Below are 25,102 nucleotides of genomic sequence, written 5' to 3'. Positions count from 1 at the left end.
TGGTGTGTTCGAATAACAAATAGGATGTGACTAAATAAAGTAAACTACAAGCTGATATGAGCTATCCCCAAGCTTCCTATGGGCAAGGCGATAAGCGACCAACCGGCAACTGTTTCTCGACTTGCTGAAATCGAGCACCTTCATGTAGCTTGGGTATGTTTTTTACTTTATTATCTTAGCCTTCTTGAATTACAAATGAGTGAATGATGAAAATACTCTCCACCTTAGTTGTATTAAGCGCAATATTTTTTAGCAGCCACAGTATTGCTCAAGCAAACATGGATCAACGTGCATTAAAAATTGCTAACGCCAGTGTAGAAGCCATTGGTGGGCGCGAAAATTATAACAACACACGTTACTTATCTTGGGTATTCTTTGGTAAGCGTTTTCATGTATGGGACAAATATACGGGCGATATTCGCATTGAATACGGCAAAGGCGACTTATTGTTGATGAATGTTCATACCAAACAAGGGCGCGTTTGGGAAAATGGACAGGAAATAACAGACAAAGCACAACTTAACAAGAAAATGGACTGGGGTTATAAGGTTTGGATCAATGATTCTTATTGGGTCGTGATGCCATTTAAACTTCATGATGATGGTGTCAACTTGGCCTATACCCGCGAAGATATGAGCTTAGATGGTCGTCCAGTCGATGTGTTAACAATGACGTTTAATGATGTTGGCGTAACGCCAGAGAATAAATATGAAGTTTTTTTTGATAAAGAAACTAAACGCTTTAGTGAGTTTGCTTATTATCCAACGATAGATACCAAAGAGCCTAGATTTAGAATGCCGTGGAATAACTGGCAAACTCATGGAAATATCATGTTGTCAGACAACCGTGGCGAATCGGGTATGGCACCTATAAACGTCTTTGATGAATTGCCAGCTGTTATATTTACGAGTAAAGAGCCAGTAAAAAATCAAAATGGAGACGTGATAAAGGGAGCCATTATTAAATAACTCGTTCATAACTTGAGCGTATTAATACTTGTTTTTGATGCATCGCAATTTTACTTTCGTCTAATGTGTGGTGCTTTTTTAGTATCGAATAGGGAGGTTGTGATGCTAGAGAACTATACTAGTGCGCTTAAGAAGGAAATGAAAGTCTTAGTCGTTGATGATGTCGTTTATATGCGAGCTATCATTATCGATATGTTGTCCCGCCTTGGCATTACCAACATCACTGAAGCTGTTGATGGCGAGCAAGCCCACGAATTAATTAAACAAAACTCTTATAGCATGGTGTTATGCGATTGGCATATGCCTAAACTTAATGGCATTTCGTTGCTGCGCATGATTCGCTTTTCTTACGACACGAAAACGCTGCCATTTATTATGATCACTAGCAATCAAAAGCTTGATGATGTTAAAGAATGCATTGCGAGCGGTGTTTCAGGTTTTTTATTAAAACCATTTGAACTTGATAGTTTGGAAAAGCAATTAGGTGATTTGCATGATGATGTCGTTTTACATCATCATACAATTAATGCGCTTAATAGTGATGTTGTCAATGCATTGGAGGCTCAAACGCATTCCGAAAGCTAATTGTTTAATAAGCACCAGCAGCGTAGGTTAATTCATAAGAGTGACTGTAAATTTCTAAAATATTGCCAAATGGGTCTTCCATATAAATCATACGATATGGCTTTTCACCTGGGTAATAATAACGAGGTTCAGCCATGCGTTTTTTACCGCCAGCTTCAACAATTTTTTCAGCCAGTTCTTCAAGATTAGGATCTTGTACACAAAAGTGGAAGACGCCTGTTTTCCAATGTTCGAAATTGTCTTCTGGATTTTCTTGATTATCAAATTCAAATAACTTAACACCAATGCGATCACCGGTTGAAAGGTGAGCTATCTTAAATTTTTTCCATTTTGCACCAACAACATCAGTGCACATTTCGCCTATAGGGCTATCGTCTTCAACAATTTCCGTTGGCGCCATAATGAGATACCAACCGAGGACATCAGTATAAAACTTTACTGCTTGTTCTAAATTAGGTACTGAAATGCCAATGTGTGAAAAGGTTCTTGGGTAGGTACTCATATGTTCAATCTCCGATAAGTGAATGACATCAGTATATGGCTTAAGGTAAAGTATAAAAAATTATCAATTATTATTAGGGTCTGTTGATCTTTTGAGTTTATTTTTGCAGCAATTTGTTTGAGGTTTCTGCAAGGCAGAGCCTATGTGGTGTAGCTGGCTACACGAATAGGCGATAACGCCGTAGAAATAACAAACAAATGCTGTCAGTTGGATTCATCTAAAAGGATTTTGTGCCGCGTTATTCGTCATTCACCTAGATAAACTAGGCATCAATCCTCATGCCTTGCCCAAAACCCTTTTAGATTGAACAAAATTTGAACCACAAAGATCAACAGACCCTAATATGAGTACACTTTGTAATGATAAATCCAGTGTGGTTAAAAACTTTCTGTACCTTAGTTGAAGTGGGGCACTTTACCCAAACCGCTGACAAGCTATTTATGACTCAATCAGGAGTTAGTCAGCACATTAAAAAACTTGAGGCTCAGCTTACTCGCTCATTATTAATTCGAGAGGGTAAAACATTCACGTTAACTAATGCGGGGAAAGAGTTATTTAAGCACGGCAAAGTATTACTTCATTCGTTCGACGTGCTTGAACATTCCATTAAAGACGATAATCAATACCAAGGTAAGGTTAGTATCGCGTCTCCCGGCAGCATTGGTTTGAAGCTCTATCCACAATTATTGAGATTACAACAGACACATTCTCAATTAGCTATCGATTATCGATTCGCCCCTAATCAAGACATTGAAAAGAAGCTGTGTGAACATAGCTGTGACATCGGATTAATGACGGAAATAAGTAAAGCGCCACAGATCAATTATCAAGAAATAGCCAGTGAGCCGTTAGTACTGGTAACGTCCGCTCAGATAACAGAAATTAACTGGCAGACACTTATTCAGTTAGGGTTTATTGATCATCCCGATGGCAGGCATCACGCTCAATTGCTGTTACAAAAAAACTTTGTGCAGTTTGAACAAGTAGAGCAGTTTACCAATCACGGTTTTTCAAATCATATCTGTTTGATATGTGAGCCAGTCAGTTTAAATCTTGGTTTTACTGTTTTGCCGCTACACGCCGCACAGGCATTTAAAGAACAACAGTTAATAAACATTCATCAGCTTGAGCAATCAGTTTATGAGAGGTTATATCTTTGCACTAACAACCATAGTGTTATTAATGCCAGAACAGCTTTTGTAAAAGAAAATATTTCGACCTACTGTCAACGCTCACAATAGCATTGGTAACTCTCAGTTAACAATGATGTGAAGTCTGGCCTATATATCACTCGTGATTATTTTCCTATTATTCGCCATACAAACTTAGGTGCAATATTGAGGAAAACAACATGAAAAAACTCGTCGTAATTACAGGTGCAAGTCAGGTATTGGTGAAGAATTAGCGCGTCAAATGAGTGCGCTTGGTCATCCATTATTATTAATCGTTAGACGTTTAGAGAGACTTGAAGCATTAAATTTACCGAATACTATTTGTGCCAAAGTCGATGTCACAGACAAAGCCTCTTTCAACGATGCCATTGAATCAGCTGTTGCACAGTATGGTCCTGTTGATTTGTTAGTGGACAATGCTGGCGTGATGCTGTTGGGGCAAATTGATACACAAGACGCTGCTGAGTGGAAGACGATGTATGACGTCAACGTCCTTGGTTTATTAAACGGCATGCAAGCGGTGTTATCAGATATGAAAGCGCGCAACACAGGCACCATTGTTAACATTAGTTCAATTGCTGGTCGTAAAACATTTGGTGAGCACGCAGCCTACTGCGGTACTAAATTCGCAGTTCATGCAATTTCTGAGAATGTGCGTGAAGAAGTGGCTGACAGCAATGTACGTGTTATCACTATTGCACCGGGCGCTGTTGAAACTGAGTTATTATCTCACACCACATCTGATGAAATTATTGCTGGGTATGAGTCGTGGAAAGAGAGCATGGATGGCGTGTTAGCACCAATTGATGTAGCTAATTCGATTTCATTTGCGTATCAGCAGCCACAAAATGTGTGTATTCGCGAGATCGTATTGTGCGCGACAAGACAACAGCCATAAATTAAAGTGGCATGAAAAAAGCGAGATAATATACTTATCTCGCCTTTTTTATTCTGAAATTCTTATTTTTTGTCTTTAGCTATCGCTACCGTATCTAGCCAAGCGTGGAAGTCGCTGTCCATGCTAGTACCCCAGTCTTTGACGATTTTTTGATAACGAGAGTAATCGCCACGCCTTACGTGACTAAGCATTTCGTCTACTTTGTCACGCTGATTTTCCATCATGTAACGCACAGCTAAATAGCCCCAACGATAAATTCGACTAGTGTCCCAATTAGCGCTGTTGTTATAAAACAGCTCACTTAATTGATAGGTTTTATCGCCGGCTAATTGTAACGCGCGTTTATTGTCATTCATGTGGGCAACATATTCACCCAATCCTTCGCCCCACCAAATTAGATAAGGTGGTTCAGGCGCTGGTGTTGGACAATATTCAGGACCGTAATGGTTGTCATGGGGCGGAGAACAATAATCGCCGTAGGTGTTAAAGCGGCCATCCAAGTAATGAACAAATTCATGGTTTAGGTTCCACACTTTTCCGTTGCGTAAATATGCGACGTATTCAGCGCTGTTGTTTTCCATGTGTGGCAGACCTTCAAGGTACATACCGCCATTGTTTGACGGCACATCAAAGTGCTCGGTTACGTATTTTACGTAATCATCTCGTCCGGCATAAATATTGGCACGTAGTACATCGTTATTGTCGTGTAACAGTGGTTTGCCTTTGCGGTTGAACAGTTGATGAAAGCGGGTTTCGGTATCTTTAAGTAGTTTACATGACTCTTCGATATCACTGGTAGACATCTTTTGATAACGCAGCACTAGATTGTCAGCACAATGATGTTCAAAAGCGAGAACTTGCTTGATTTTATCTTTGTTGATTACCCAAGCTGGAACGTAGGTTTCATCTTCTTTGACAATATTGCCTTTAGCCAGTTTGATAGTACTGTAATCAATGGGAGTGGGTGCATGTTGGGTTGTTTGGCAACCGGCAATTAAGCCTGCGCTAACGATGGAAAGTAACAGTATTTTTTTCATCATGTATCAATCTATGTTGGTTTTGATTGTATACATTATACGTGCGGCGATTAATAAAGCATCTTAAATTTTATAACGTGTTAAATCTCTATCGGACTGGGTTCGACATTATATTCTTGGCGAATTTTTTCCAAGAAGTCTTCTAGTGTCTGACCAGCGGTTGGTTCGAAAGATACCCCTAAAGAAGTAATCGTTTGTATACGGTCGATACGGAAATTACGAAAATCACTCCGTAGCTCACACCACGTGAGTACTGTCCATTTTTCCTTCCATAAATAAATTGCTAAGGGCCTAACTTGGCGCAAGGTAGGGCTTTGGTTAGCATCTAAGTAATCAAGTCGTAAACTTGTCGCGTGCGAGCAGCATTTCGCAAAGTATCGATGTGCTGAAACTCTGGTGCTTGGTCATAGAAATTAGGGGCAAACATTAACGCGTTAAACGATTGCAGTTTTTCAGGTAACACAGCCGACACTTTTATCATGGCTTGTTTAGCCGCTTTTGATAACTCGTGGCCGCCCCACGCTTGTACCATGCGCATACCTGCTTGAATTGCTTCAAGTTCAGTTTCGTTGAACATGAGCGGTGGCACATCCACTTCACGGCGTAGCATGTAGCCAACCCCCGCTTCACCTTCGATGGGGATACCGCTAACAATAAGATCTTGAACATCACGGTAAATTGTTCGCGTTGATACTTCTAATACTTCTGACAACAGCTGAGCCGTTGTTAAGCGGCGATTTTTCAGTAATTGAATTTTCTGGAATAACCTATCGGCTCGGCGCATTTTCATCTCTCTTTCATTACGATCAGCGGGTGCTGAACGTAAATTTAACCGCACTAAGGGTTACATGTTTTGTGACCATAAGCCAATCTTGTTGCCTTCGCTGTCAACGAAAATAGCGATATTGCCGCAGCTGCCGTCTTTGATTGGCATCGCAGGTAATAAAATATTCACATCGGCATTCTTTAAGGCGTCAACTTGGCTCGCAAGGGAATCACCAAGGTGCAAATAAATCGTTGAACCATCTAAGCTTGGCTTCATCATATCGTGCTTCACTAGCGCTAGATTAGTCATGTTTTGATCTTTGGTTTCGACAACTGCCATTTCCATATTATTCATGACATCTAACTTAAATGTTAAGCCAAAATGCTCGTTATAGAATGCTTGTGCACGGCTGATATCTGTTACTGCAATCTCTGCCCAAACTAGTGGTGTATGTTCTAACATGTTGTAATCCTTTTTAATTTTTAGTTGTCGCTAGCAAGATTGCTGCGATGTATAAAGATTAACACTGGGCTACTGACAGCATTCTGTCAGTAGTGTTTTTGAAAACATAATTAATTACATTTTCTCGATGTACTTTATGGTCGTTCAAGGTTCAAATAGAAGCGGTTAGCATTGAATACAAGGTACTAGGATGTTTAAAAATTTAGTCATTGGCTTGAGTTTTATTATTGGCAGCATTGCTGTTGATGTGCAGGCGGCTTCAAAAACGAGTGATGAATATAAAGCGGTCGTTGATACGGCTTACAAATACTTCAATGGTGCGGCTAATGGCGATCAAGCTATGTTGCGTGCGGCCTTTGATGTTGATTATGGTGATATAAAAATACCAGCAACAGACAAAGAGACTGGTAAGGATATTATCAGAACCATTCCCTTAGGAAAGTTTGCCAAGGTTTTTAAAAAGGCGACTGCTGATTTGTGGCAAGCAAAGATATTAAGCGTTGATATCGTCGATGACAAAATGGCGATGGTAAAACTCGATTTTGATACGCCAAAAACACATTACGTTGATTATTTAGTGATGTATAAACGCGATGGTCAGTGGCGCATAGTCAACAAAACATTTGTTGCAACAGCATAAGTAGCTTTGAGTATCTTATTGACGATAATCTTGGCATCAAATTTCGCGCCATAGATGAGTCCACTGGCGCGATTAAATTGCCATGCTTCGCCAAGGTGCCATATTCTATTTGGGTGTTGAACACGCTCATTGTCCGTTACGGGAATGGGTTTATTTTTGTAACCTGTGGCCCAAATTACAATATCAAACGTTGATGAATAGTTGTCGATAAATGTTGGTACCGGATGTAATGCAGTGAGCTTAGGTAACAACTTAATGCCTGCGCTAGTCAGTGCCTGATCATTAATTTGTGGTAACTACTCAGCAGGGGGGAAAATATTTGGTAGTGCTCCGTTTAATAATAATGACAAAGCAGTAGACGCACTGACCCCTTGTTTTTTACAACTTGACAGGTAGCTTCTAAGGCCAAAAAACATGACGGAACCATGCTTGCTTCTAAAGCAGCCCGATATCTTTTGCTGAACTTTCACCATTCTCAAATCATTTTCACCCTGATTGTTCGTGAAAGGCACAATTTTATCCACCATAAATCTGAGTACATCATCTTCGTAACTCTGTAATCGCTCTAATAAATTGCGCGATTTTGATTTCTTAGGGCGTCCACGTTTCCCGACGATTATCGCTGGCGGAGGGCTTTCGTGTTCACCCTCTTTTAAAATATCTCGATATTGAAGGCGACTCATTAATTGTCTTTTGTCGCTAATCACTCCACCGCTATCTTCAACTTCCTGATTAAGCTCTATTAAAAAAATACGCATCGTTTCAGCCCAGCTCTTGCCATCCTGTTCGTATGCACGTGTGAGTTCTCGCAGATGATGAGCATTGCATAAAGCATGTTGACAATCATAACGATAGTACGGCTTCCAGTGATCATGACACATCACACCAGTGAAGTCGGGTAGTATTCCAATGGCATTGATGGCATCACAACCTCGTTTCTCATGAGCCGATAGATAGGTCCATTTTAATGATGATGCATTGTGTAACCATTGACGTTGACCGTTAATGTTAATGCCTGTTTCATCAGCATGAAGCACTGATTCATTCTTCAAACTTTCCTTGATGAATTCAAGCGCATTCGTCTCATCGAGATGACGGTAAGCTGTATTAATGAAGTTGTACAGACTGCCACTACTCAGTGGAATGTTAAGTTGGTCGGTAAAATATTCACGAATACGCTCGTAAGGGAGTAGCTGATATTGAGACAAGTAAACCGCGTGAGCCTTTAGCCCATTACCATATTGAATTCGACTATTAACCCCCGTTGGAAATGGAGCAACGAATCGCTTACCAAATTCGTTTTCAAGAATTTGGGCTTGGTATTGAGTTACGACGCGCTTAAACTCTATATCCACTACCTGACGGGTTTCCACCCCCATATCGGTATAACTTCCTGGTGGTAATAGCGTTCTATCAAGAACTATTTTATGGTTGATATCAGGTCGTTCATCAAGCGGTAAAGTTGTTCCTTTATGACCGAGTTGCCCACCCGATGCATTTGAACTATTAGCGTTAGGCTTCTTTTTCCGATTAGGATCTGATGATGGTGGTTTACTGCTATTTCGACTGTTAAGGCCTAACCGTTGGGACAATAAAGTGACGATAAGCAACAATAAATCGATAGCGGCACGTATTGATGGGGACAATGTTTTATCCGTCTCGATTTGCTTTTTTATGTTGTCGATATTTTTTTCAATATCGATGCCGCTTATTTTCATTGCTCAAACTACTGAATAGAGAGACCCATAGAATAACGGCTCAGAATGATCAAGCAAGTCGATCATTTTTTATTTTTCAATTAATTTAAAACACTAGCTTTGAAGTGCTGAGTAGTTACAATTTGTGTATCAGGGAAAGGGTCTCGCTGTTTTAACCATTTTGCTATCGGCCAATCTTTTGGTAGACGTAAAAGCCCGAAAAAACGCAAGAGTGTAAAGGTATTAAATCCAGCGACGCTTTCTTTCACTAAATGACGCTGTTTTCCTTGGGCTAAAGAGACGTTATTAGTTGTGCTTAGTTGTTTGGCCACTTGCCGTCCTGATGCACCGTCACCGACAACCAGTATGTGCTTATCGTATAGATTAGTATTTGATAATTGGTTGATAGTTTGTTGTTTTCCTGTATTACGGTGCGCTATATTTGGGATCGCGATATCTTTGAAAGCACCTGTCGCCATGATGATGTGTGTTGAAATATAGGTTTCGTTATTGGTCGTGATTTCATAGTCACCGGAAGGCAGCCGGCAGATCTCAATGACATAGGTTGACAGTTTGATGGGAAGTTTGCATTGCTGACTGTATTGGCTTAGATAATCAGCAAATTCGTCTTTAGTTTGGTAATTTCCGTTTGATATTGGCGCGTCAAAACCGGGTAGGGTGTTCATGGCGTTTGGCGTAAATAACGTAAGGCCGTCAAATCGTTTTCGCCACTGTTCACCGACGGCGTCTTCTCGTTCGAGAATTAGATATTTTAATTGACGTTGTTGTAAATAATATCCTGCTGATAACCCTGCTTGGCCGCCGCCGATAATAATCGTATGGAAAGTATTGTTCATCGCGCTCTCTATTTCTTGATGCTTAATACCAATTGCATTAAATATTTGCCCGCTTGTACTTGTTAAAATTAACTAAAATGGCGTTGCTCTCAATCCTAATAGCCAGCTATTAGTCAATCGAGCGCTTTGTTTTAGCTGGTTTTCTCTACGCACAACAAGATCACTTACTTAATGCAATTGGTATTACTCAACACTTTGAATTACTTGGATCCCATAAACAAGAAAACCCGCTTAGCGAACTAAGCGGGTTTATTTATTCAAACTTGAATGATTTATTTTACTAAATCTAAGAAGAACGCGTATTGTAGCGCCGACTGATTGATGCGTTTGAAGCGACCTGATGCACCACCGTGACCAGATTCCATATCTGTTTTAAAGACTAATAGATTATCACCAGTCTTATATTCACGTAGTTTAGCAACCCACTTCATCGGTTCGAAATACTGAACCTGTGAATCGTGTAAACCAGTAGTGACTAGAATATTTGGATAATCTTGCGCTTTCACTTGATCGTACGGTGAGTAAGCTAGCATGTAATCGTAATATTCTTTGTTTTTAGGGTTACCCCATTCGTCAAACTCATTCGTTGTCAGTGGAATGCTCTCATCAAGCATTGTTGTAACAACATCAACAAAAGGAACCGCAGCTGCAACACCGTTATATAGTGACGGCTCCATATTAACTACGGCCCCCATCAATAAACCACCGGCACTACCACCTGCAGCAAAGATGTTATCTTTGTTACCGTACTTTTCAGTAACTAAGCCTTTAGTTACATCGATGAAATCATTAAAGGTATTCATCTTCGTTAGTTTTTTACCATCCTCATACCAAGGGCGACCAAGCATTTGTGAACCACGAATATGAGCAAGTGCATAAACAAAACCACGGTCTAACAGGCTTAAACGAGTAATTGAAAATGATGGGTCAATGGTTGTGCCATACGAGCCATAGGCATATTGCAGTAATGGGTTCGATCCATCTTTCTTGAATTTATCTTTACGGTAAACAACAGACACAGGTACTTTCTTACCATCGCGTGCTGTGATCATTAAGCGTTCTGATTGGTAGTTATCAGGATTGAAATCACCAAGTACTTTAGTTTGCTTAAGCAACGTTTTATCGTCGCTGTTTAGTGCATAATCAAAGTGAGAACCCGGTGTTGTCATACTTGAATAATATAAACGAATTTGGTCACTGTCTAAGTTGTTGTTGCCATATAGACTAACGCGATACGCTGGATCGTTGAAGCTTAACTGACGCTCTTTACCTGAGGTTAGATCGCGAACTGTAATCTTTGTTAAACCGTTATCACGTTGGTTATAAACTAAGTTGTTATCGAACAGTTCGAAGTCGTTTAGTTTAACATTGTCATTAGCTGGGATAACATCAGTCCATTTACTTTGGTCATGTAAATTCGCTTTTGATGCTTTCATTAAGCGGAAGTTAGTCGCGTTCCAGTTGGTATTGATGTAGTAATCATTGCCTTTTTTAGCCACTGAATATTCATGGCCATGGCGACGTGGAATAACACGAATTGGCTGAGCTTTAGCGTCGTTAGCATCAATTAGTGATACACCACTTGCTTCAGTACTGTCATGACCAATGTAGATAGTTGAATTATCTTTAGATTTCCAAATACCTGTGTAATACGATTTGTTTTTCTCTTCATAAATGAGCTCATCACTGCTTTGAGGTTGACCTAACGTATGACGATAAACCTGATAACCTAGTAGTGTCTGAAGGTCTTTCTTAATGTAATAAACCGTTTTATTGTCATTACCCCATACAGCACTGCCGCTGGTGCCAGCTAGGCTGTCTGGTAACATTTTTCCCGTTTCAAGATCTTTAACTCTTAAGGTGTAGATGCGACGGCTAACAGTATCTTCGCCATAAGCCATTAACTTGTCGTTAGGGCTTACTGACAAACCTGACACAGCGTAATAATCATGCGCTTTAGCGAGTTTGTTAACATCGAGTAAAACTGTTTTGTTAGTGCCTTTAAAGTCATCAGCGCGAACATGCACTGGGTACTCGTTGTCACCAGTGGTTTCGCTAGAGTAATAAAATGCGCCATCTTGAACCGGTACTGAGTTATCGTCTTTTACGATGCGACCTTTGATTTCATCAAAAAGCACTTTTTGCATGTCTTGTGTATGCGCTAACTTAGCTTTGGTGTAGCTATTCTCAGCTTCAAGATGCGCTAAGATTTCAGGATCTTTGCGTTCATCATCACGCATCCAGTAGTAATTATCGGTACGTTTATGACCGTGAGTTTCGATAACATAAGGTACTTTCTTTGCTACCGGCGCGCTTACTTGAGGCGCTGCTTGTTGAGTTGATGCAGCAGCAGGCTTAGCTTGCTCTGCTGTCGATTGCTGTGAACTATCACAGCCGCTTAAAATAAGCGCTGGCGCCAAAAGTATGCTAAGTGTGGTTAATTTGGTTTTCATAATTTGTCCTTTATTTTTATCGCATTCGAGTGTACCCGAAAAAATGCAATAACATAACAAAAGAACTCAGTGGGGTTAAAATTGCGTAGTACAAAGATGTAACTAAATCTTTCGTACTACGCTGGGCGTGAAATGAGGCTAAGAAATAATGGGTAATGGTTGACCTGTTTTCCACGCACCGCGCGTAAAATCAGGCACGTCTTGCGAGTTACTGCGGTTATCAACCGATGCCACGCTGAGTGGGAAAATAGATGACCATGCTGCTGCGTCATAAACATCTTGATCCAGTGGTTCACCATTGCGTAGACAGTAAATAATGCGATAGTTCATCAAGAAATCCATGCCGCCGTGACCACCATTGCGTTTGGCTTCTTCCCCCATGCGGGTATAAAGCGGGTGATCATAGTGCTTACGCCACTTTTCCATGTCACGATCCCAACCATGGAAACTCGGCGGATAGGGTTTACGACCTTGTTCGCCGCCATCATGCCAAGCTTTTAATGCTTGCTCGTGCTGCGCTTCGTAAATGGCTTTGATGGCGGGTGGCGGCGTTTCAACTGCGATGCAATTTGGGAAACCGGCAAAGGTACCGTTGGTGCCTTGTATTAAGTTATGACGCGTATATGGGCGCGGACTGGTGGTATCGTGTTGCACCATAATACTGCGTCCGTTAACGGTTTTGATGATGCTAGTATTCATATCGCCAGCCACAAAGTTAAGGCTGTTGCGCTCATGCTCGCTGTCAAATTCTCGCTTAGCATAAGCAGCACGCCCTAGTGCTGGTGAGCTTACTGATGTGACATAATCAAAGCGATCGCCACGGTTAATATTCATGTATTGAGAAACAGGGCCCAAACCATGGGTTGGGTAAAGATTGCCGTTTTTCTTGGTATGCCAATACGTTCGCCACGATCCTGTTTTGTGATCTATTTCTTTCATTTGCCAGCGCAAATCGTGAATGTAAGCGGCTTCGCCGTGCACTAAATCGCCAAATAATCCTTGGCGTACCATGTTAAGTACCATGAGCTCATCACGGCCGTAATTAACATTTTCCATCATCATGCAATTTTTCTGGGTGCGCTCTGCAGTATCAACGAGCTGCCAACATTCTTCAATCGATGTTGCTGCAGGAACCTCGACAAAGGCGTGCTTGCCGCTTTCCATGGTTTCCACACACATAGGAGTGTGCCATGCCCAAGGCGTTGAAATAATCACAATATCGATGTCATCGCGAGCGAGCATTTCTCGATAAGCATGTTCACTGCCGGTATAGGCTGTTGGTTTTGGACGACCTTGTTCTGCAACATGATCAACCGCGCGATCTAATACTTCTTGATGCGTGTCACAAATGGCTTTGATCTCAACACCGTCCAGCACACAGTAGTGTTTTACATGGCCAATCCCGCGCTGACCAACGCCAATAAAACCAACGCGAACAACATCCATTTTATCGACAACTAGCCCCATTACGCTCTTGCCTTGTTGAGACGGCTTATTTGACGTAGATGAAGTGTGTTGGGTCGTAGAACAACCAGATAAAGCGCCTGTTGCACTGGCTAAAGCCGCCGTACCAACGGCGGTTTTTAAGAAGTCGCGGCGATTGACTTTTTTCATAGTGATCTCGTTATTATTATTGTTTATAAATTAAGGCACTAGTTCTAGGCGATTTTCTCGTCGATTTCAATGGGACAAGTGTCTAAATTGACAGCGCTGTACATTTAAATTGTAACTATCTGTGCAATACGCGTGAGTTTATTGAAATTGAATATACTGTCCATCACAGTTAATCGTGAGTAAACTCTCTGGCTCAGCAGGGTACAGTTCGGGATACGTATCAATAAGTGTTTGTATCTCTTTATGATTATTGAGTTTCATTCGATAAACTCAATTGATATGCCATTGCGTTATTTGTGGCGTATTGGCCATCAACAGACCCTAATAGCGTGCGATCTAGTTTTCGACGACTCATTGTCAATTGGTATTAAAGACGCTTGCAGTGGATCTGGAGCGTTTTCTTCGGTTGTCAGTGGATAGCCTTGATTAATTAACGCTATGGCCAACGATGGATTGTTCGACAGTACTGCATTATAAACCAAGGTTGCTTTGTATTTGTTTATTGGCTCAATATCCCCAGCTTTTTTAATTAATGTCATACTTTCCTCAATGGACAACTTGCGCATGGCCATCGCTATATTAGCATTACGGGGATAAAGACCGTGGTCAATCAACAGTGATAATTGCTGTGTTCGGTTTTTAAAATCTGTGAGTGAATTTGTGGATTCAAAACTAAATATGCCAGATAGCTGATCAGGAAACTGCTGCTTGAGTTGATTGGCTTTCTCGGTAAATGAGACGTCTTGCATGCTTTCAACACTAAAAATTTCTCGAGGTTTCCACCCTTGTTGTGAAATGAAAAAACCGATTTCCATCATGTTATCAATCAGCATACATTGACTTAAAAACTCGCTAAATAATGAATAGTTTTCTTGTTCAATATAGGGTTTTAGGCTGACTTTTGTGATCTTATGTATTGGTTTTTTCTGTTCATTTTTGTCACACCAAGTGTCACCTTTGGGTTCTGGGTTCTGGATGTGAAATTTATCAATCAATAACTGCCATTTCGCTAATAATTGCTCATTTGTATTAAAAGAGAGCTGGGACAGCTCAATAAAATTAATGGCGCTTACGTCCATTTTAAAGTGATTAAGCCGTAACAGATGATTACCTTGTGACGCTACTTGATGCAACTGCAATGAGGAAGGGTAATAAAATGTAGCGCTGTTGATGGCGCTTAAATCATTAATAATCGATTGTTTTTGAGCACGAGTAAAAGGTGCCTGCATAATGATTATTGCTAGTTGACCGATACTATATTGAAGTCCTTGGAAGTCTTCTGAATGTACCGACGCATCGGCTGTTCTAATCCATAGCGATGTTGCTATGTCGGGGTAATTGATAACTTGCAAATTTGCGCGTTCAACGGCACTTCCGTTAAAGCCATAAAATTCTGACCAAGGGCTAATCTCTAGATACGGAGTCTGTGACTGAGAAAAATATTCCCCTTTGGATAATTGCTCTTTGAGCACGGTATTGTATTTTTTAAAATCGTTATGATGCACAGATTTTGATGCAATATTTTCCAAAGAAATAAACGCTGTGGCAATACTGTACTCACTTGCCAAGGTGTCGAGAATAGTTGTTTTATCAACGCCATTAAAATAACTATTCGTCGCGGCTTCAACAATATAACGGGTTTGTTGCTGTGAAAAAAATTCGTTGAGCATCACTAAAACTTTCACAAGATAACATCGGTGATTCAACAATTTTTGTCAGTGATTTGTGAGTAGATTTAACGGATGTCCCTAAGCTATCTTGCTCAACAACAGACGATGAATGATGTTTAACGTTTTGTGCTGTCGTTGATGTATTGAAGGGGACTGGTGCAAAAAGCGCTAATATTTTCTGCGCTTGAAAAGCTATAAGTAAAATGACAAGCAAAGTGAATCCAATAACGATGTTTGTTTTTTTCATAACTTAGTAAAATTTTCCATAATCTAACTGCATCTTTTCACTCTAGCCAAATACGAAGGCGCTATCAAATAATTATTGTTTTGTAAGGCTCGAAAAAATATCGATCAAGATCACATTGACAAGTTTTGTTATAAAGTATCATTAACGGCACTTAGTGTTTTTCACCTTCAACAATCGAGTTACTTATTATGAAGAAAGTCATTTCTAGCCTGTTAGTCGCAGGTCTATGCGTTAGTGTTTCCACTGTGGGTTATGCGAATCCGACAAATAACAAAGTTAAAATACAGTCAAAAGGCTTAAGTACGGCGGTTAAATGGACGCAACAGAGTCAGGAGTTTCCATTACTCACTCGTTATCTATACCAACAAGCGACTCAATCGCTTCGAGAACAAAAACTGCCGACAACTCCATGGTTAGTCATTATGGATATCGATGAAACCTTGTTAAATAACAGTGATTACAACAAACGCTTAGATTTAACAGGTGGAAGTTACACCGGTGAGAGCTGGCAAGCTTGGGTGCATGAAAAGAATGCGACCGCTATTCCTGGAGCGATTGAATTTGTAAAAACCGTGATTGAACTAGGCGGTCAATTAGCCTTGGTTACCAATAGAAATCATGTTGACGATAGCTATACTTGGCAAAATCTATTATCGGTTGGTTTTCCAATCGATAATAAAACGACTTGTTTGACGGGTAAACGCCCACAAGACAAGAAAGCCATCGACAATATCAATATTATTAATGACAAAGATTTACGCCGTCAGGAATTCACCTCTGGGCAAGCGAGTCAATGTTGGGGTCAAGATAAGCAATTGAAATCATTTTGGAATCGCGACTTTTCGTTAGTATATCAAGTGGGTGACAATATCGAAGATATTGCCAAAACAACCCAAAAGAATGCCGATGTCCAACAACTGTTATTGCGTCAAGGTAAAGATATATTAATTCTTCCTAATGCCATGTACGGTTCTTGGGGACACTAGACTATTATCTATCAAAAACAAGGAAGTTTTTGATATTCAATCACTTGTTTTAATTTACGCGCTATCCCTTACCCTATCTATTCTTAATACTTAATCATTGAGTACAGAAGCGTCAGTTCAATCACTAATACTTATATATAATAACAAAACTAAAAATAAGATTGCAAATGAGAATGGTTTGCAATAGGATGTCGTGGATTTTTATGGAGGCCCTATGAACAAACTATTCCGACTCGTCCCAATTGCAGCTGCCATTGCAACTCTTACTGCCTGTGGTGGTTCAAGTAGCAATGAAGCACCAAAATTTAATATTCCGTCAAATACGATAACACTTGCTGAAGATGGTTCTTTTTCACAGATATATACAGCAACTGATAAAGAAAACGATAATATTAGTTATTCGCTATCCAGTGCGGCAACTAATGGCGCTGTCACTATCGATGCCAATACGGGAGCGTTAATTTATACGCCGAATTCTGATTTTAACGGGCAAGATAGTTTTATTATTGCTGCTGCCGATGAAGGCGGTCGAACAACCCAAGTATTTACAGTTGAAGTGACAGCTATTAATGATATTCCTGTTATTGATGGTGATAGTGTGATCTTTTCAGGTGTTGAAACTAAAAAAGGAATGCTGTCAGCAACAGACATTGATGGCGATACGTTGACTTACTCAATTGAGACAGAACCTAAAAACGGTACTTTGACTGTAGATTCTGCAAGTGGTGAGTTGACCTACATAGTAACAAAACTGGATCAAAGCAGCGATAGTTTCGTTATTGGCGTTACAGATAGCAATAGCGATAAAGTGATGAAAGAAATCGCTATTCGCACATCTCTTGCGTCTAATGATGATCGCGCTTACTACTATTACAGTTCTCCTGAGTCTCATTTACAACAAGCGCAAACTGTTGCTGACTCACTGAATAATGATCAGGTTAAAGCGAGTGTGTATAGCAGTTTAGTAAGCGGTTACGCCAATGCTGGCTTCGACAATCAAGTCGAACAGTTGTTAGATCCTCAAGAAATTTTAAGTAAAGAGACTCGTGTATACGCAATAATGTCGGCAGCTAGGGCTAATGTACGACGTGGTAGTAATGAATTAGCTACAGAATATTTAGTACAAGCGCAAAATCTTTACAACGAAGTACTAGCCACCAATGGCATAGGCACTCTGAATTATGCTGTATTCGAAGAAATTTATGACCTGTATAATGCGATGGGCGACCTTAAAGGCCAGTCGCAAACTTATAGTTTACTTGATCTTTTAATGAATAGTTTACCAGATGGTGTAGAGTCGCGACGTATGTTCTTTGCTTATGATCGCGCTGTGAAAGACGCGGTGGCTCATTGGCAAAAAACGGGAAATGAAGAAAATCGTTTATACGCTAAATCGATGGCCGAGCGCTCGATTAAACTTATTCCTAAAATCGGATATGCAACCAATAGGAATGGCGAGCAATTTTCTAGCGTGACACTGGTTGCCTACGAATACTTAATCCGTGAACTTTACGATCTTAATGAGATAGAGTTAGCTAAACAAGCATTAGCTACTGCCTTATCGTTATATGGTTATGTTGATTATGATGAAAATCATAAGGTAGCCGCTGATCAATATGCTGAGAATACTCGAAATGAGTTCGCTTGGGTTGCTTCTGGTTTTGCCGCTCAATATATCAAACTATATCCGGAAGCTGACTCTGAGCTGCTAAAAGAACATCGTTAAAGGCAGTACTTGGTACGATTTTGTTGCTGGCGATATAGTTTCAGATGCCGAAGCTGCACGTATGCTTGCACAAGTCTCAGCGAGTACTACAGATGAACAAGCATTGACACTAGCTAAAGCCGTTCGTAATGAGGATGACTTACGTAAGTATTTCACCGATATTATTTCGTTTAATAAATCAACTAACGGCGCAATTAATCGTTTAATCGAGCAGGGACGTTATTCTGCCGCCAAGTTATTTATCGATGAGGCATTAGTGTTAGTGCAAAGCGATGCGTACTTAAAGCAAAATAAAAGAGACTATGAATTCGTTTCTGGTGACGCTGGCTGTGGACGTTTAGTGAATCTCTTAACAATACTGGATGCTCGAGTGCCTGATGCTGGCTACGATGAAGATGCAATTGCTACAGCTAAGGTGTGTCATAACTTAGTAACTAAGTATTACAGTAAAGAAATTATTGATGATGAAGGCGTTATTATATCAAGTAATCTGTACAATGTGCAGGCTGCTGCTGAGAGCGCTCGTTACTTAGCGTTGTTTGGTTTAAAAGATGAGTTAACCGCTATTTTAGCCACAGCAGAGGCAAGTCTTGCTGCAGCTACTGATGCGAAAGATAGTAATCGCATTAACATATTTAGTTTACTTGGGCGTCACCTCGCTGAGGGTGGCGAATTAGCAATGGGGCAAGGCTATTATGACCGCGCATTCACTTTATTGCTTGAGCAAGAAAAGGTTGCAGATGCTGCTTCTATTGCCTATGCAACTCGTTACTTCTTCAGCGGTTCACGCAATACATCTAGTTATCAGAATTTCTTAAACCTGATTGATAAAAATCAGTTACTTACTGACAATGCAGCAGGTATTAGAACCGCTGCAGTAGATAAGGTTACTAAGCATCTTGAAGAGGTGATCCAGCTCATGGCTGATGTATCTGACATTGTCAAAAATAAACAATATCCAGCATTAGCAGCAATATTTATCGATATAGGTAACTATGAGCGGGCAGAAAAAATTAGTCAAGATGAAGCTTTAGGTGATGTTGAAAAGGCGTCGATACAAGCAAACATTGCTCGAGCCAAAGCGACGGAAGATGCGTTCCCAAGTACACCTATTGCATCGATAGATACCGACGGTGACGGCATGCCTAACTTCTTTGCACCATTTGCAACTGAAGAAATGATTGCTAGCTCAGGTTTAGTGTTAGACGTCGATAGCGATAACGATGGCACTAACGATGAAGATGATGCATTTCCACTGGATGCTAGTCGTCAGTAGTGGTTAATGTAGCAAAAGTTATAGTGGCGAGTACAGTATTCGTCGCTATAAGTGCGCAAGCACAGGGAAATAACAATCAATGCGAGGATGTATCGTGCGCTAAATCGGCCGCATTAGATAAGTCTAAGGTTAGAGATGACAAAGTAACTAAGTCTGAAAAAATGCAGGCGCTAGAAGTTATTAAAGTTAAAGGCTTACGACTTAATCCAATGAGCCGCAGTGCTCAAGGGAGCTACACGCTAGACAATGAACTTATTAAAAGCTATCGCTTTGGTAATGGTAATCTTAACGATATCTTAGGAATTTTACCCGGAGTTCAATACGGTGAAGGAGCGTTGAGTACTGAATTAGCAAGCAATATTAAACCGTCAGAAGTTTCTTTGGTAGGAGCGCAAGGACATCAATCATCTTATAACATCGATGGTGTTAATAATAATTCGCGGCTAAGTACTGGCAATGGAGAGGCCGACCGCAACTTGTTGCAAGATGTATCTAGTCACAGTCAATCGACGTTTGTAAATCTAGATTTGTTGGATAGTATCGAGGTGTACGATAGTAATATTCCTGCTAAATACGGTCAGTTCTCAGGTGGTTTAGTTAACGCTAACACTAAAAACGCTAGTGATAAGCCAAGTTATGGGATTAGCTATCGTCAAACTAGTACTGATTTGACAGAGTTTCACATTATTAAAAGCCCTTCTCGTGAAGGTGCTCGAGAAGTGATTACGCCAACGTTTGATAAGCATAGTGTAAACCTCTACTTTTCTACACCAATAACTTCTGATAGCGGTTTGGTCGCTCAATTCCAGCGTTTAGAGTCAAGTGAAACGCTCGATCAATTGGGAACAGCTAGGGAGCAGACGCAAACTAACACCAATCTGTTACTCAAATATCACCATAATATCGATGCTAACAATCTACTATCAGTGAGTGGTTATTACGCTCCTTATGAAGGGCAGTATTTCGATGTTAATGCTCGAAATAGTGACTATACCATCGAGGGAGGAGGATACAGTGTGAGTTCCACTTGGCAGCATGATGCTATTTGGGGAGACTTAGAAGTAAAGCTGGCGGCTAATCGCAGTGAAAACTCTAAGCGCGCACCAAATTACTGGCTGAGCTGGAATAATATTAATGGTCGTACATGGGGAAATTACAATAATAGTATTGTAAGTCTCGAAGGCGGCTATGGTGATATTGATAAAATTCAGCAAACGGTGACACTAACTGCGGATGCGAATATTTATATCGAGTCAATATTTGGCACTCAAGGGCAGCTTAATGTTGGCGTTGATGTTAAACAACAGCGTCAGGAGTTTAACCGTTTAACAGATTCGGTTATCTACAATGGCTCGCAAAACGAGTCAGCTATTAATTGTGGCAGCTATACATTTGACTGTATTGAAACTCAATTAAAGCGGCCTCTGAGTGAACTTGAAGCTGAATTTGGTAGGCCGCTTGATAGTTTGGGTACGCCACAAGAAGTTGCACAAGAAATTGTTATTATTGAACAAAATATACAGCAAGCTGGACAGTTTTTTACTACAAGACAATTATCGTCAAAAAGTGATGTAGCTGTAACCGTTAACAATATCGCGCTATATAGTGAACTGCTATTGGAATATCGTAACGTCGATATTACTACTGGTTTGCGATATGACTATAATGACTTTTTTAAGCAGCATAATATTGCGCCGCGTCTTCGAGTGAGTTGGGATATCTGGGGAGACGGTGAACATCAGTTAACTTCAGGCCTTAATAGATATTACGAAGCAAACTTAGTTCATTACAAGCTCAATCAAGCAATGACCCCTATGCACCAAGAGCTACGTCATAGCTACTTAAACCAGCCTCATGCCTGGCGTGCAGCGCTAACCTCTAATGGTTTTCTCTATCGGTTTGACGAAACTAAAACTCCATATAGTGATGAGTTTAGTCTTGCCTATCGCTATCAATTATGGGGAGGAACTCTAGAAACTAAATGGCTCAATCGATTTAATAAACAAGCCATCAATCGTCAACGTGAATACAATGAAGACGCACAAGCAGTACTCTTTGGGCGCAATCAAGGTAGCAGTCATTATCAGCGCTTCAGCGTGGCGTGGATGGCTAAATTTGATAATCAGCATGTTGAGTTAAACATTTCTAAGACAAGCAACACTGTCGATAGCAAAAGTTTCGATAATACGATTGCTTATGATAGTTCGACTAAAAGATACAGTAATACAGAGAACTACGACGATTCCGATTTAGTCTTCTTTCAATATCAAGAAAGGGCTTTCGATCCTAAAACTCAAAGTTGGGAATTGGCGACTAGATCTCGATTGATTAGCCGACATGATCTTTCTCTCGAGAACCAAGACTATAATAGGCCTTACATTGTCAACGCGAGTTGGGGACTGACACTTGAGCAATGGCAATTCTCGGCGCATGCCCGTTATGTGTCCGAGCAGGAAGTCGTTTATGCCACTGGTGTGTCACAACAAGCAAAATTTGCCACCAGTATATGCAGTGGCTGCGAAGTCAGCGGCAAGAAGTATCCCATTTACGCCAAATACGACCGCCCAAGTTATTGGACACTTGATGGCAGCGTTAAATACGCTTGGCAGCTTGCTGGTGAAGATCGCATAGAGGTGAGTTTCGAAGGGGAAAATTTATTAAACCGCCGTAATTATCGTATAGGTCCATTAGGTAATGGCAGCGAGCTAGGTCGAAGTTTTTGGCTTGGCATTAGTTATCAACATTAATTTTTAAGGAGTGTACTATGAGTATTTTATTAACCACGGTCGTTATCAGCCAGCTTTGTTATGATCCAAAACAGGATATAGGGGATAGATACTGGCTAAGTAAAGCGCAATTATTAGAGCAAGAATTAGTTCAATTAGTTAAGAATAAGAAAGCAAACTGTATTGATTTAACAAATAAAGCACAGTTAAAAGAAGCTAAATTTTTAGTGAAAGTTGATGCTAGTGGAAAAACAATTATCGTAAAGTAATCAATGATATTAACTAAGTGCCCTCGTTTAGACGAGGGCATTTTTTTTATGGACAACGTAATTGAACAAATTAATTAGCCGGTTTCTTGTTACTTGTAGTTTAGGAATCGTATTGCCGTTGTCTGCTCAAACGGGGAACCCGTTTATCAGTAAAGAACAACTGCGACAACTTTATAGTAAACCCATCAATCAATGGCCTAAACCACAGTTACGCGAAGGCATTGAGCATCGGCCATTAGGGTTAGTACCTAAACCCGTTTTTCCTGCTGATAATCCATTTTCTGTGGAAAAAATGCGTTTGGGCGAAAAACTATTTAACGACCCTAAACTATCTCGTTCTGGGCAAATTGCCTGTGCCAGTTGTCACGACCGTGACTTAGGCTGGGGGGATGGTCGACAAGTATCATTTGGCCACAACAGACGTACTGGCGTGCGCAATTCTCCAGCCATTGAAAATGTCGCATTTCGCAAACAGTTATTTTGGGATGGCCGTGCGCCAACGCTTGAGGCGCAGGCATTGATGCCTATTCAAGATACTGTTGAAATGAACTTTACCTTGCCAGAGCTTGAAGTGCGATTAAACGATATTAAAGAATATCAGCGCGCGTTCAAATCGGTTTTTGGACAAGAGAAAATAACGGCAACACTCATTGGACAGGCTATTGCGACCTTTGAACGAACCTTAATTTCTCGCTCATCCAATTTTGACCGATTTCTAAATGGAATTAGTGAACAATCACCGCAACGTAAAAAATTTATGTTGGCGAGTATGTCAGATCAAGCATTACACGGACTTCATTTATTTAGAACCAAAGCGGGATGCTTAAATTGTCATAATGGCGCCACGTTTAGCGATGAGAAGTTTCACAATATTGGGCTTACGTATTACAAGCGTAAGTATCAAGATTTAGGGCGCTATACGGTCACCAAAGATCCGGCAGATGTTGGTAAATTCAAAACCCCAAGTTTACGTGGCGTAATGAACAATAAACCGTGGATGCATAATGGATTTTTTGCTGGCATGGATGGAATTATGAATATCTACAATGCTGGTGGTATCCCTCAACGAGACGATAAAGACGATCCTATGTCGCCTAAAACATCTCACTTGTTAAAGCCACTAAACCTCAATGCAGAGGAATTAAAAGCACTTGAAGAATTTATGCATGCGATTACGGCATCGCCGTCTCGAGGTCCGCATTATCAGTTTTTGAGATAATACCAATTGCATTAAGTAAGTGATCTTGTTGTGCGTAGAGAAAATCAGCTAAAACAAGGCGCTCGATTGACTAATAGCTGGCTATTAGGATTGAGAGCAACGCCATTTTAGTTAATTTTAACAAGTACAAGTGGGCAAATATTTAATGCAATTGGTATTATACCAATTGCATTAAGTAAGTGATCTTGTTGTGCGTAGAGAAAATCAGCTAAAACAAGGCGCTCGATTGACTAATAGCTGGCTATTAGGATTGAGAGCAACGCCATTTTAGTTAATTTTAACAAGTACAAGTGGGCAAATATTTAATGCAATTGGTATAAGCTACCGCCTGCTAATATCTCGTTTGACACCATTTACGTTGTTGTGATGGTGTCAAAAAGCTCCACGCTAAAAAGCGACTGACTTTTTGCCCTTGGGCCATGTTGACGACTTTAACCTCTAGCGCACCTGCTTTTTCTAACTTCTTTTTCAGTGGTCTCACATTGTCTTTGTTTGAGATTAGCGAGCTAAACCACAGCACTTGATGGGCAAATGATTTACTTTCAGCAATCATTTTACCAACAAAGGCTTTTTCGCCGCCCTTACACCAAAGCTCTGCATTTTGGCCGCCAAAGTTAAGCTTACTATCACCGCTTTTATTGGTGCCAAGGTTACGACGTTTTCGTTCACTACCTGCATTCGCTTGCGCCATTGATTCATGAAAAGGTGGGTTACACAGGGTTAAGTCAAAAAACTCATCCGCGTTAATTATCCCTTCGAATATATGCTGGCTATTAGGTTGCAATCTCAGGTTTATTTGTTGTTCCATTGATGCGTTTTGCGCCAGAATTTGGTGACTGGAAGTGATAGATTTCTCGTCTATATCACTGGCGACGAATTGCCATTGGTATGCGCGCTGCCCCAACAGTGGATAAATACAACCTGCACCTGTGCCAATATCAAGCACTCGAACATTGTTACCATTGATTGCTGTGTTTTGGTGAGTCGCCATCAATAAATCATTGAGATAATGAATGTAATCAACGCGCCCCGGAATAGGTGGGCATAAAAATCCCGTCGGAATATCCCAACCAGAGACTTGATAATCGGTCTTTAAAATAGCGCGATTAAGCAATTTCACCGCCACACTATTGGCAAAGTTAATCGACGGCTTACCCAGTTTGTTACTGATGATATGCGCGGCCAACTTAGGCTCTGATTTAGCGAGCTTGGTAAAGTCATATTGACCACGATGCTTATTTTTTGGGTGTAATTGCTGCTTACTAGACACGATTATTGATCACTTATTGGAATTGATCTCAGTGTAACAAAATCCTACTCACAACTCGATGG

The 25,102-nt window shown here is 40.5% G+C and carries 21 protein-coding genes and 2 pseudogenes; 11 read left to right on the top strand and 12 right to left on the bottom strand.

Annotated elements, in window-relative coordinates:
• The first annotated feature begins 203 nt into the window (after positions 1-203).
• Entirely contained in the window at positions 204-968 is a 765-nt protein-coding gene (locus tag ACMAZF_RS14755; RefSeq protein WP_435274538.1) for a DUF6503 family protein, read from the top strand.
• A 102-nt stretch (positions 969-1,070) separates the two neighbouring features.
• A complete protein-coding gene (locus tag ACMAZF_RS14750; protein WP_435274537.1) occupies positions 1,071-1,553 on the top strand; it encodes a response regulator in 483 nt (160 codons plus the stop codon).
• A 4-nt stretch (positions 1,554-1,557) separates the two neighbouring features.
• Here ACMAZF_RS14750 and ACMAZF_RS14745 read toward each other — a convergent pair whose 3' ends face one another.
• Positions 1,558-2,055 carry a lactoylglutathione lyase family protein gene (locus ACMAZF_RS14745; protein WP_435274536.1) on the bottom strand — a complete coding sequence of 166 codons (498 nt, stop codon included), beginning with the start codon at positions 2,053-2,055 and terminating at the stop codon, positions 1,558-1,560.
• A 359-nt stretch (positions 2,056-2,414) separates the two neighbouring features.
• On the opposite strand from ACMAZF_RS14745, the gene ACMAZF_RS14740 reads away from it, so the two are divergent.
• On the top strand, positions 2,415-3,296 hold the full coding sequence (locus ACMAZF_RS14740) for a LysR family transcriptional regulator (protein ID WP_435274535.1): 882 nt from the start codon (positions 2,415-2,417) through the stop codon (positions 3,294-3,296).
• A gap of 110 nt (positions 3,297-3,406) precedes the next feature.
• Positions 3,407-4,125, top strand: a pseudogene (locus tag ACMAZF_RS14735) (SDR family oxidoreductase).
• 62 nt (positions 4,126-4,187) lie between these two features.
• Here ACMAZF_RS14735 and ACMAZF_RS14730 read toward each other — a convergent pair.
• The 3 genes and pseudogenes from ACMAZF_RS14730 to ACMAZF_RS14720 form a co-directional block, all read right to left on the bottom strand.
• Complete coding sequence (locus tag ACMAZF_RS14730; RefSeq protein WP_435274534.1) at positions 4,188-5,165, bottom strand: collagenase; 978 nt, start codon at positions 5,163-5,165, stop codon at positions 4,188-4,190.
• Between the two features lie 77 nt (positions 5,166-5,242).
• A pseudogene (locus tag ACMAZF_RS14725) lies at positions 5,243-5,946 on the bottom strand (helix-turn-helix transcriptional regulator).
• A gap of 60 nt (positions 5,947-6,006) precedes the next feature.
• Entirely contained in the window at positions 6,007-6,390 is a 384-nt protein-coding gene (locus ACMAZF_RS14720) for a VOC family protein (protein WP_435274533.1), read from the bottom strand.
• A gap of 190 nt (positions 6,391-6,580) precedes the next feature.
• Here ACMAZF_RS14720 and ACMAZF_RS14715 point away from each other — a divergent pair, with 190 nt between their 5' ends.
• A complete protein-coding gene (locus ACMAZF_RS14715; RefSeq protein WP_435274532.1) occupies positions 6,581-7,030 on the top strand; it encodes a nuclear transport factor 2 family protein in 450 nt (149 codons plus the stop codon).
• Here ACMAZF_RS14715 and ACMAZF_RS14710 read toward each other — a convergent pair.
• The 7 genes from ACMAZF_RS14710 to ACMAZF_RS14680 all read right to left on the bottom strand — a co-directional run bounded on the left by ACMAZF_RS14710 (position 6,988) and on the right by ACMAZF_RS14680 (position 15,568).
• Positions 6,988-7,281 carry a hypothetical protein gene (locus ACMAZF_RS14710; protein WP_435274531.1) on the bottom strand — a complete coding sequence of 98 codons (294 nt, stop codon included), beginning with the start codon at positions 7,279-7,281 and terminating at the stop codon, positions 6,988-6,990. The genes ACMAZF_RS14715 and ACMAZF_RS14710 overlap by 43 nt on opposite strands.
• A gap of 45 nt (positions 7,282-7,326) precedes the next feature.
• Entirely contained in the window at positions 7,327-8,748 is a 1,422-nt protein-coding gene (gene tnpC, locus ACMAZF_RS14705) for an IS66 family transposase (RefSeq protein WP_435274530.1), read from the bottom strand.
• Positions 8,749-8,828: 80 nt separating this feature from the next.
• Positions 8,829-9,584, bottom strand: a complete 756-nt coding sequence (locus tag ACMAZF_RS14700; RefSeq protein WP_435274529.1) for an NAD(P)-binding domain-containing protein — start codon at positions 9,582-9,584, stop codon at positions 8,829-8,831.
• Between the two features lie 272 nt (positions 9,585-9,856).
• A complete protein-coding gene (locus ACMAZF_RS14695) occupies positions 9,857-12,037 on the bottom strand; it encodes a prolyl oligopeptidase family serine peptidase (protein WP_435274528.1) in 2,181 nt (726 codons plus the stop codon).
• Between the two features lie 138 nt (positions 12,038-12,175).
• Positions 12,176-13,651 (bottom strand): Gfo/Idh/MocA family oxidoreductase, encoded by a 1,476-nt coding sequence (locus ACMAZF_RS14690; protein ID WP_435274527.1) that lies wholly within the window; start codon positions 13,649-13,651, stop codon positions 12,176-12,178.
• A 311-nt stretch (positions 13,652-13,962) separates the two neighbouring features.
• Positions 13,963-15,321, bottom strand: coding sequence for a hypothetical protein (locus ACMAZF_RS14685; protein WP_435274526.1), 1,359 nt, complete (start codon positions 15,319-15,321; stop codon positions 13,963-13,965).
• Positions 15,275-15,568 carry a hypothetical protein gene (locus tag ACMAZF_RS14680; RefSeq protein WP_435274525.1) on the bottom strand — a complete coding sequence of 98 codons (294 nt, stop codon included), beginning with the start codon at positions 15,566-15,568 and terminating at the stop codon, positions 15,275-15,277. Before ACMAZF_RS14680 ends, ACMAZF_RS14685 begins: the two co-directional genes overlap by 47 nt.
• 188 nt (positions 15,569-15,756) lie before the next feature.
• On the opposite strand from ACMAZF_RS14680, the gene ACMAZF_RS14675 reads away from it, so the two are divergent.
• The 6 genes from ACMAZF_RS14675 (at position 15,757) to ACMAZF_RS14650 (ending at position 23,770) form a co-directional block, all read left to right on the top strand.
• Positions 15,757-16,554, top strand: coding sequence for an HAD family acid phosphatase (locus ACMAZF_RS14675; protein ID WP_435274524.1), 798 nt, complete (start codon positions 15,757-15,759; stop codon positions 16,552-16,554).
• Positions 16,555-16,768: 214 nt separating this feature from the next.
• Positions 16,769-18,280 (top strand): Ig-like domain-containing protein, encoded by a 1,512-nt coding sequence (locus tag ACMAZF_RS14670; protein ID WP_435274523.1) that lies wholly within the window; start codon positions 16,769-16,771, stop codon positions 18,278-18,280.
• Between the two features lie 61 nt (positions 18,281-18,341).
• Positions 18,342-19,556: a hypothetical protein gene (locus tag ACMAZF_RS14665; RefSeq protein WP_435274522.1), complete on the top strand. Its 1,215-nt coding sequence runs from the start codon at positions 18,342-18,344 to the stop codon at positions 19,554-19,556.
• Between the two features lie 23 nt (positions 19,557-19,579).
• A complete protein-coding gene (locus ACMAZF_RS14660) occupies positions 19,580-22,303 on the top strand; it encodes a TonB-dependent receptor plug domain-containing protein (RefSeq protein WP_435274521.1) in 2,724 nt (907 codons plus the stop codon).
• Between the two features lie 17 nt (positions 22,304-22,320).
• Positions 22,321-22,551 carry a hypothetical protein gene (locus ACMAZF_RS14655; RefSeq protein WP_435274520.1) on the top strand — a complete coding sequence of 77 codons (231 nt, stop codon included), beginning with the start codon at positions 22,321-22,323 and terminating at the stop codon, positions 22,549-22,551.
• Positions 22,552-22,612: 61 nt separating this feature from the next.
• On the top strand, positions 22,613-23,770 hold the full coding sequence (locus ACMAZF_RS14650; protein ID WP_435274519.1) for a cytochrome-c peroxidase: 1,158 nt from the start codon (positions 22,613-22,615) through the stop codon (positions 23,768-23,770).
• A 331-nt stretch (positions 23,771-24,101) separates the two neighbouring features.
• On the opposite strand, the gene rlmF is transcribed toward ACMAZF_RS14650, so the two are convergent.
• A complete protein-coding gene (gene rlmF / locus ACMAZF_RS14645; RefSeq protein WP_435274518.1) occupies positions 24,102-25,040 on the bottom strand; it encodes a 23S rRNA (adenine(1618)-N(6))-methyltransferase RlmF in 939 nt (312 codons plus the stop codon).
• Between the last annotated feature and the right edge of the window lie 62 nt (positions 25,041-25,102).

The organism is Psychrobium sp. nBUS_13 (assembly GCF_051201665.1).
In the GTDB taxonomy this organism is placed as follows: domain Bacteria; phylum Pseudomonadota; class Gammaproteobacteria; order Enterobacterales; family Psychrobiaceae; genus Psychrobium.
The sequence above is the reverse complement of the archived record's forward strand: the minus strand, read 5'-3'. Positions and strand labels throughout refer to the sequence as shown.

What these genes read in the sequence shown, in the direction of transcription:
- ACMAZF_RS14720 (WP_435274533.1), bottom strand. Translation starts at nt 6,390, where the DNA reads ATGTTAGAACATACACCACTAGTTTGGGCAGAGATTGCAGTAACAGAT.
- ACMAZF_RS14670 (WP_435274523.1), top strand. Translation starts at nt 16,769, where the DNA reads ATGAACAAACTATTCCGACTCGTCCCAATTGCAGCTGCCATTGCAACT.
- ACMAZF_RS14715 (WP_435274532.1), top strand. Translation starts at nt 6,581, where the DNA reads ATGTTTAAAAATTTAGTCATTGGCTTGAGTTTTATTATTGGCAGCATT.
- ACMAZF_RS14680 (WP_435274525.1), bottom strand. Translation starts at nt 15,568, where the DNA reads ATGAAAAAAACAAACATCGTTATTGGATTCACTTTGCTTGTCATTTTA.
- ACMAZF_RS14745 (WP_435274536.1), bottom strand. Translation starts at nt 2,055, where the DNA reads ATGAGTACCTACCCAAGAACCTTTTCACACATTGGCATTTCAGTACCT.
- ACMAZF_RS14700 (WP_435274529.1), bottom strand. Translation starts at nt 9,584, where the DNA reads ATGAACAATACTTTCCATACGATTATTATCGGCGGCGGCCAAGCAGGG.
- ACMAZF_RS14675 (WP_435274524.1), top strand. Translation starts at nt 15,757, where the DNA reads ATGAAGAAAGTCATTTCTAGCCTGTTAGTCGCAGGTCTATGCGTTAGT.
- ACMAZF_RS14665 (WP_435274522.1), top strand. Translation starts at nt 18,342, where the DNA reads ATGCTTGCACAAGTCTCAGCGAGTACTACAGATGAACAAGCATTGACA.
- ACMAZF_RS14740 (WP_435274535.1), top strand. Translation starts at nt 2,415, where the DNA reads ATGATAAATCCAGTGTGGTTAAAAACTTTCTGTACCTTAGTTGAAGTG.
- ACMAZF_RS14685 (WP_435274526.1), bottom strand. Translation starts at nt 15,321, where the DNA reads ATGCTCAACGAATTTTTTTCACAGCAACAAACCCGTTATATTGTTGAA.
- ACMAZF_RS14755 (WP_435274538.1), top strand. Translation starts at nt 204, where the DNA reads ATGATGAAAATACTCTCCACCTTAGTTGTATTAAGCGCAATATTTTTT.
- ACMAZF_RS14695 (WP_435274528.1), bottom strand. Translation starts at nt 12,037, where the DNA reads ATGAAAACCAAATTAACCACACTTAGCATACTTTTGGCGCCAGCGCTT.
- ACMAZF_RS14730 (WP_435274534.1), bottom strand. Translation starts at nt 5,165, where the DNA reads ATGATGAAAAAAATACTGTTACTTTCCATCGTTAGCGCAGGCTTAATT.
- ACMAZF_RS14750 (WP_435274537.1), top strand. Translation starts at nt 1,071, where the DNA reads ATGCTAGAGAACTATACTAGTGCGCTTAAGAAGGAAATGAAAGTCTTA.
- tnpC (WP_435274530.1), bottom strand. Translation starts at nt 8,748, where the DNA reads ATGAAAATAAGCGGCATCGATATTGAAAAAAATATCGACAACATAAAA.
- ACMAZF_RS14690 (WP_435274527.1), bottom strand. Translation starts at nt 13,651, where the DNA reads ATGAAAAAAGTCAATCGCCGCGACTTCTTAAAAACCGCCGTTGGTACG.
- ACMAZF_RS14655 (WP_435274520.1), top strand. Translation starts at nt 22,321, where the DNA reads ATGAGTATTTTATTAACCACGGTCGTTATCAGCCAGCTTTGTTATGAT.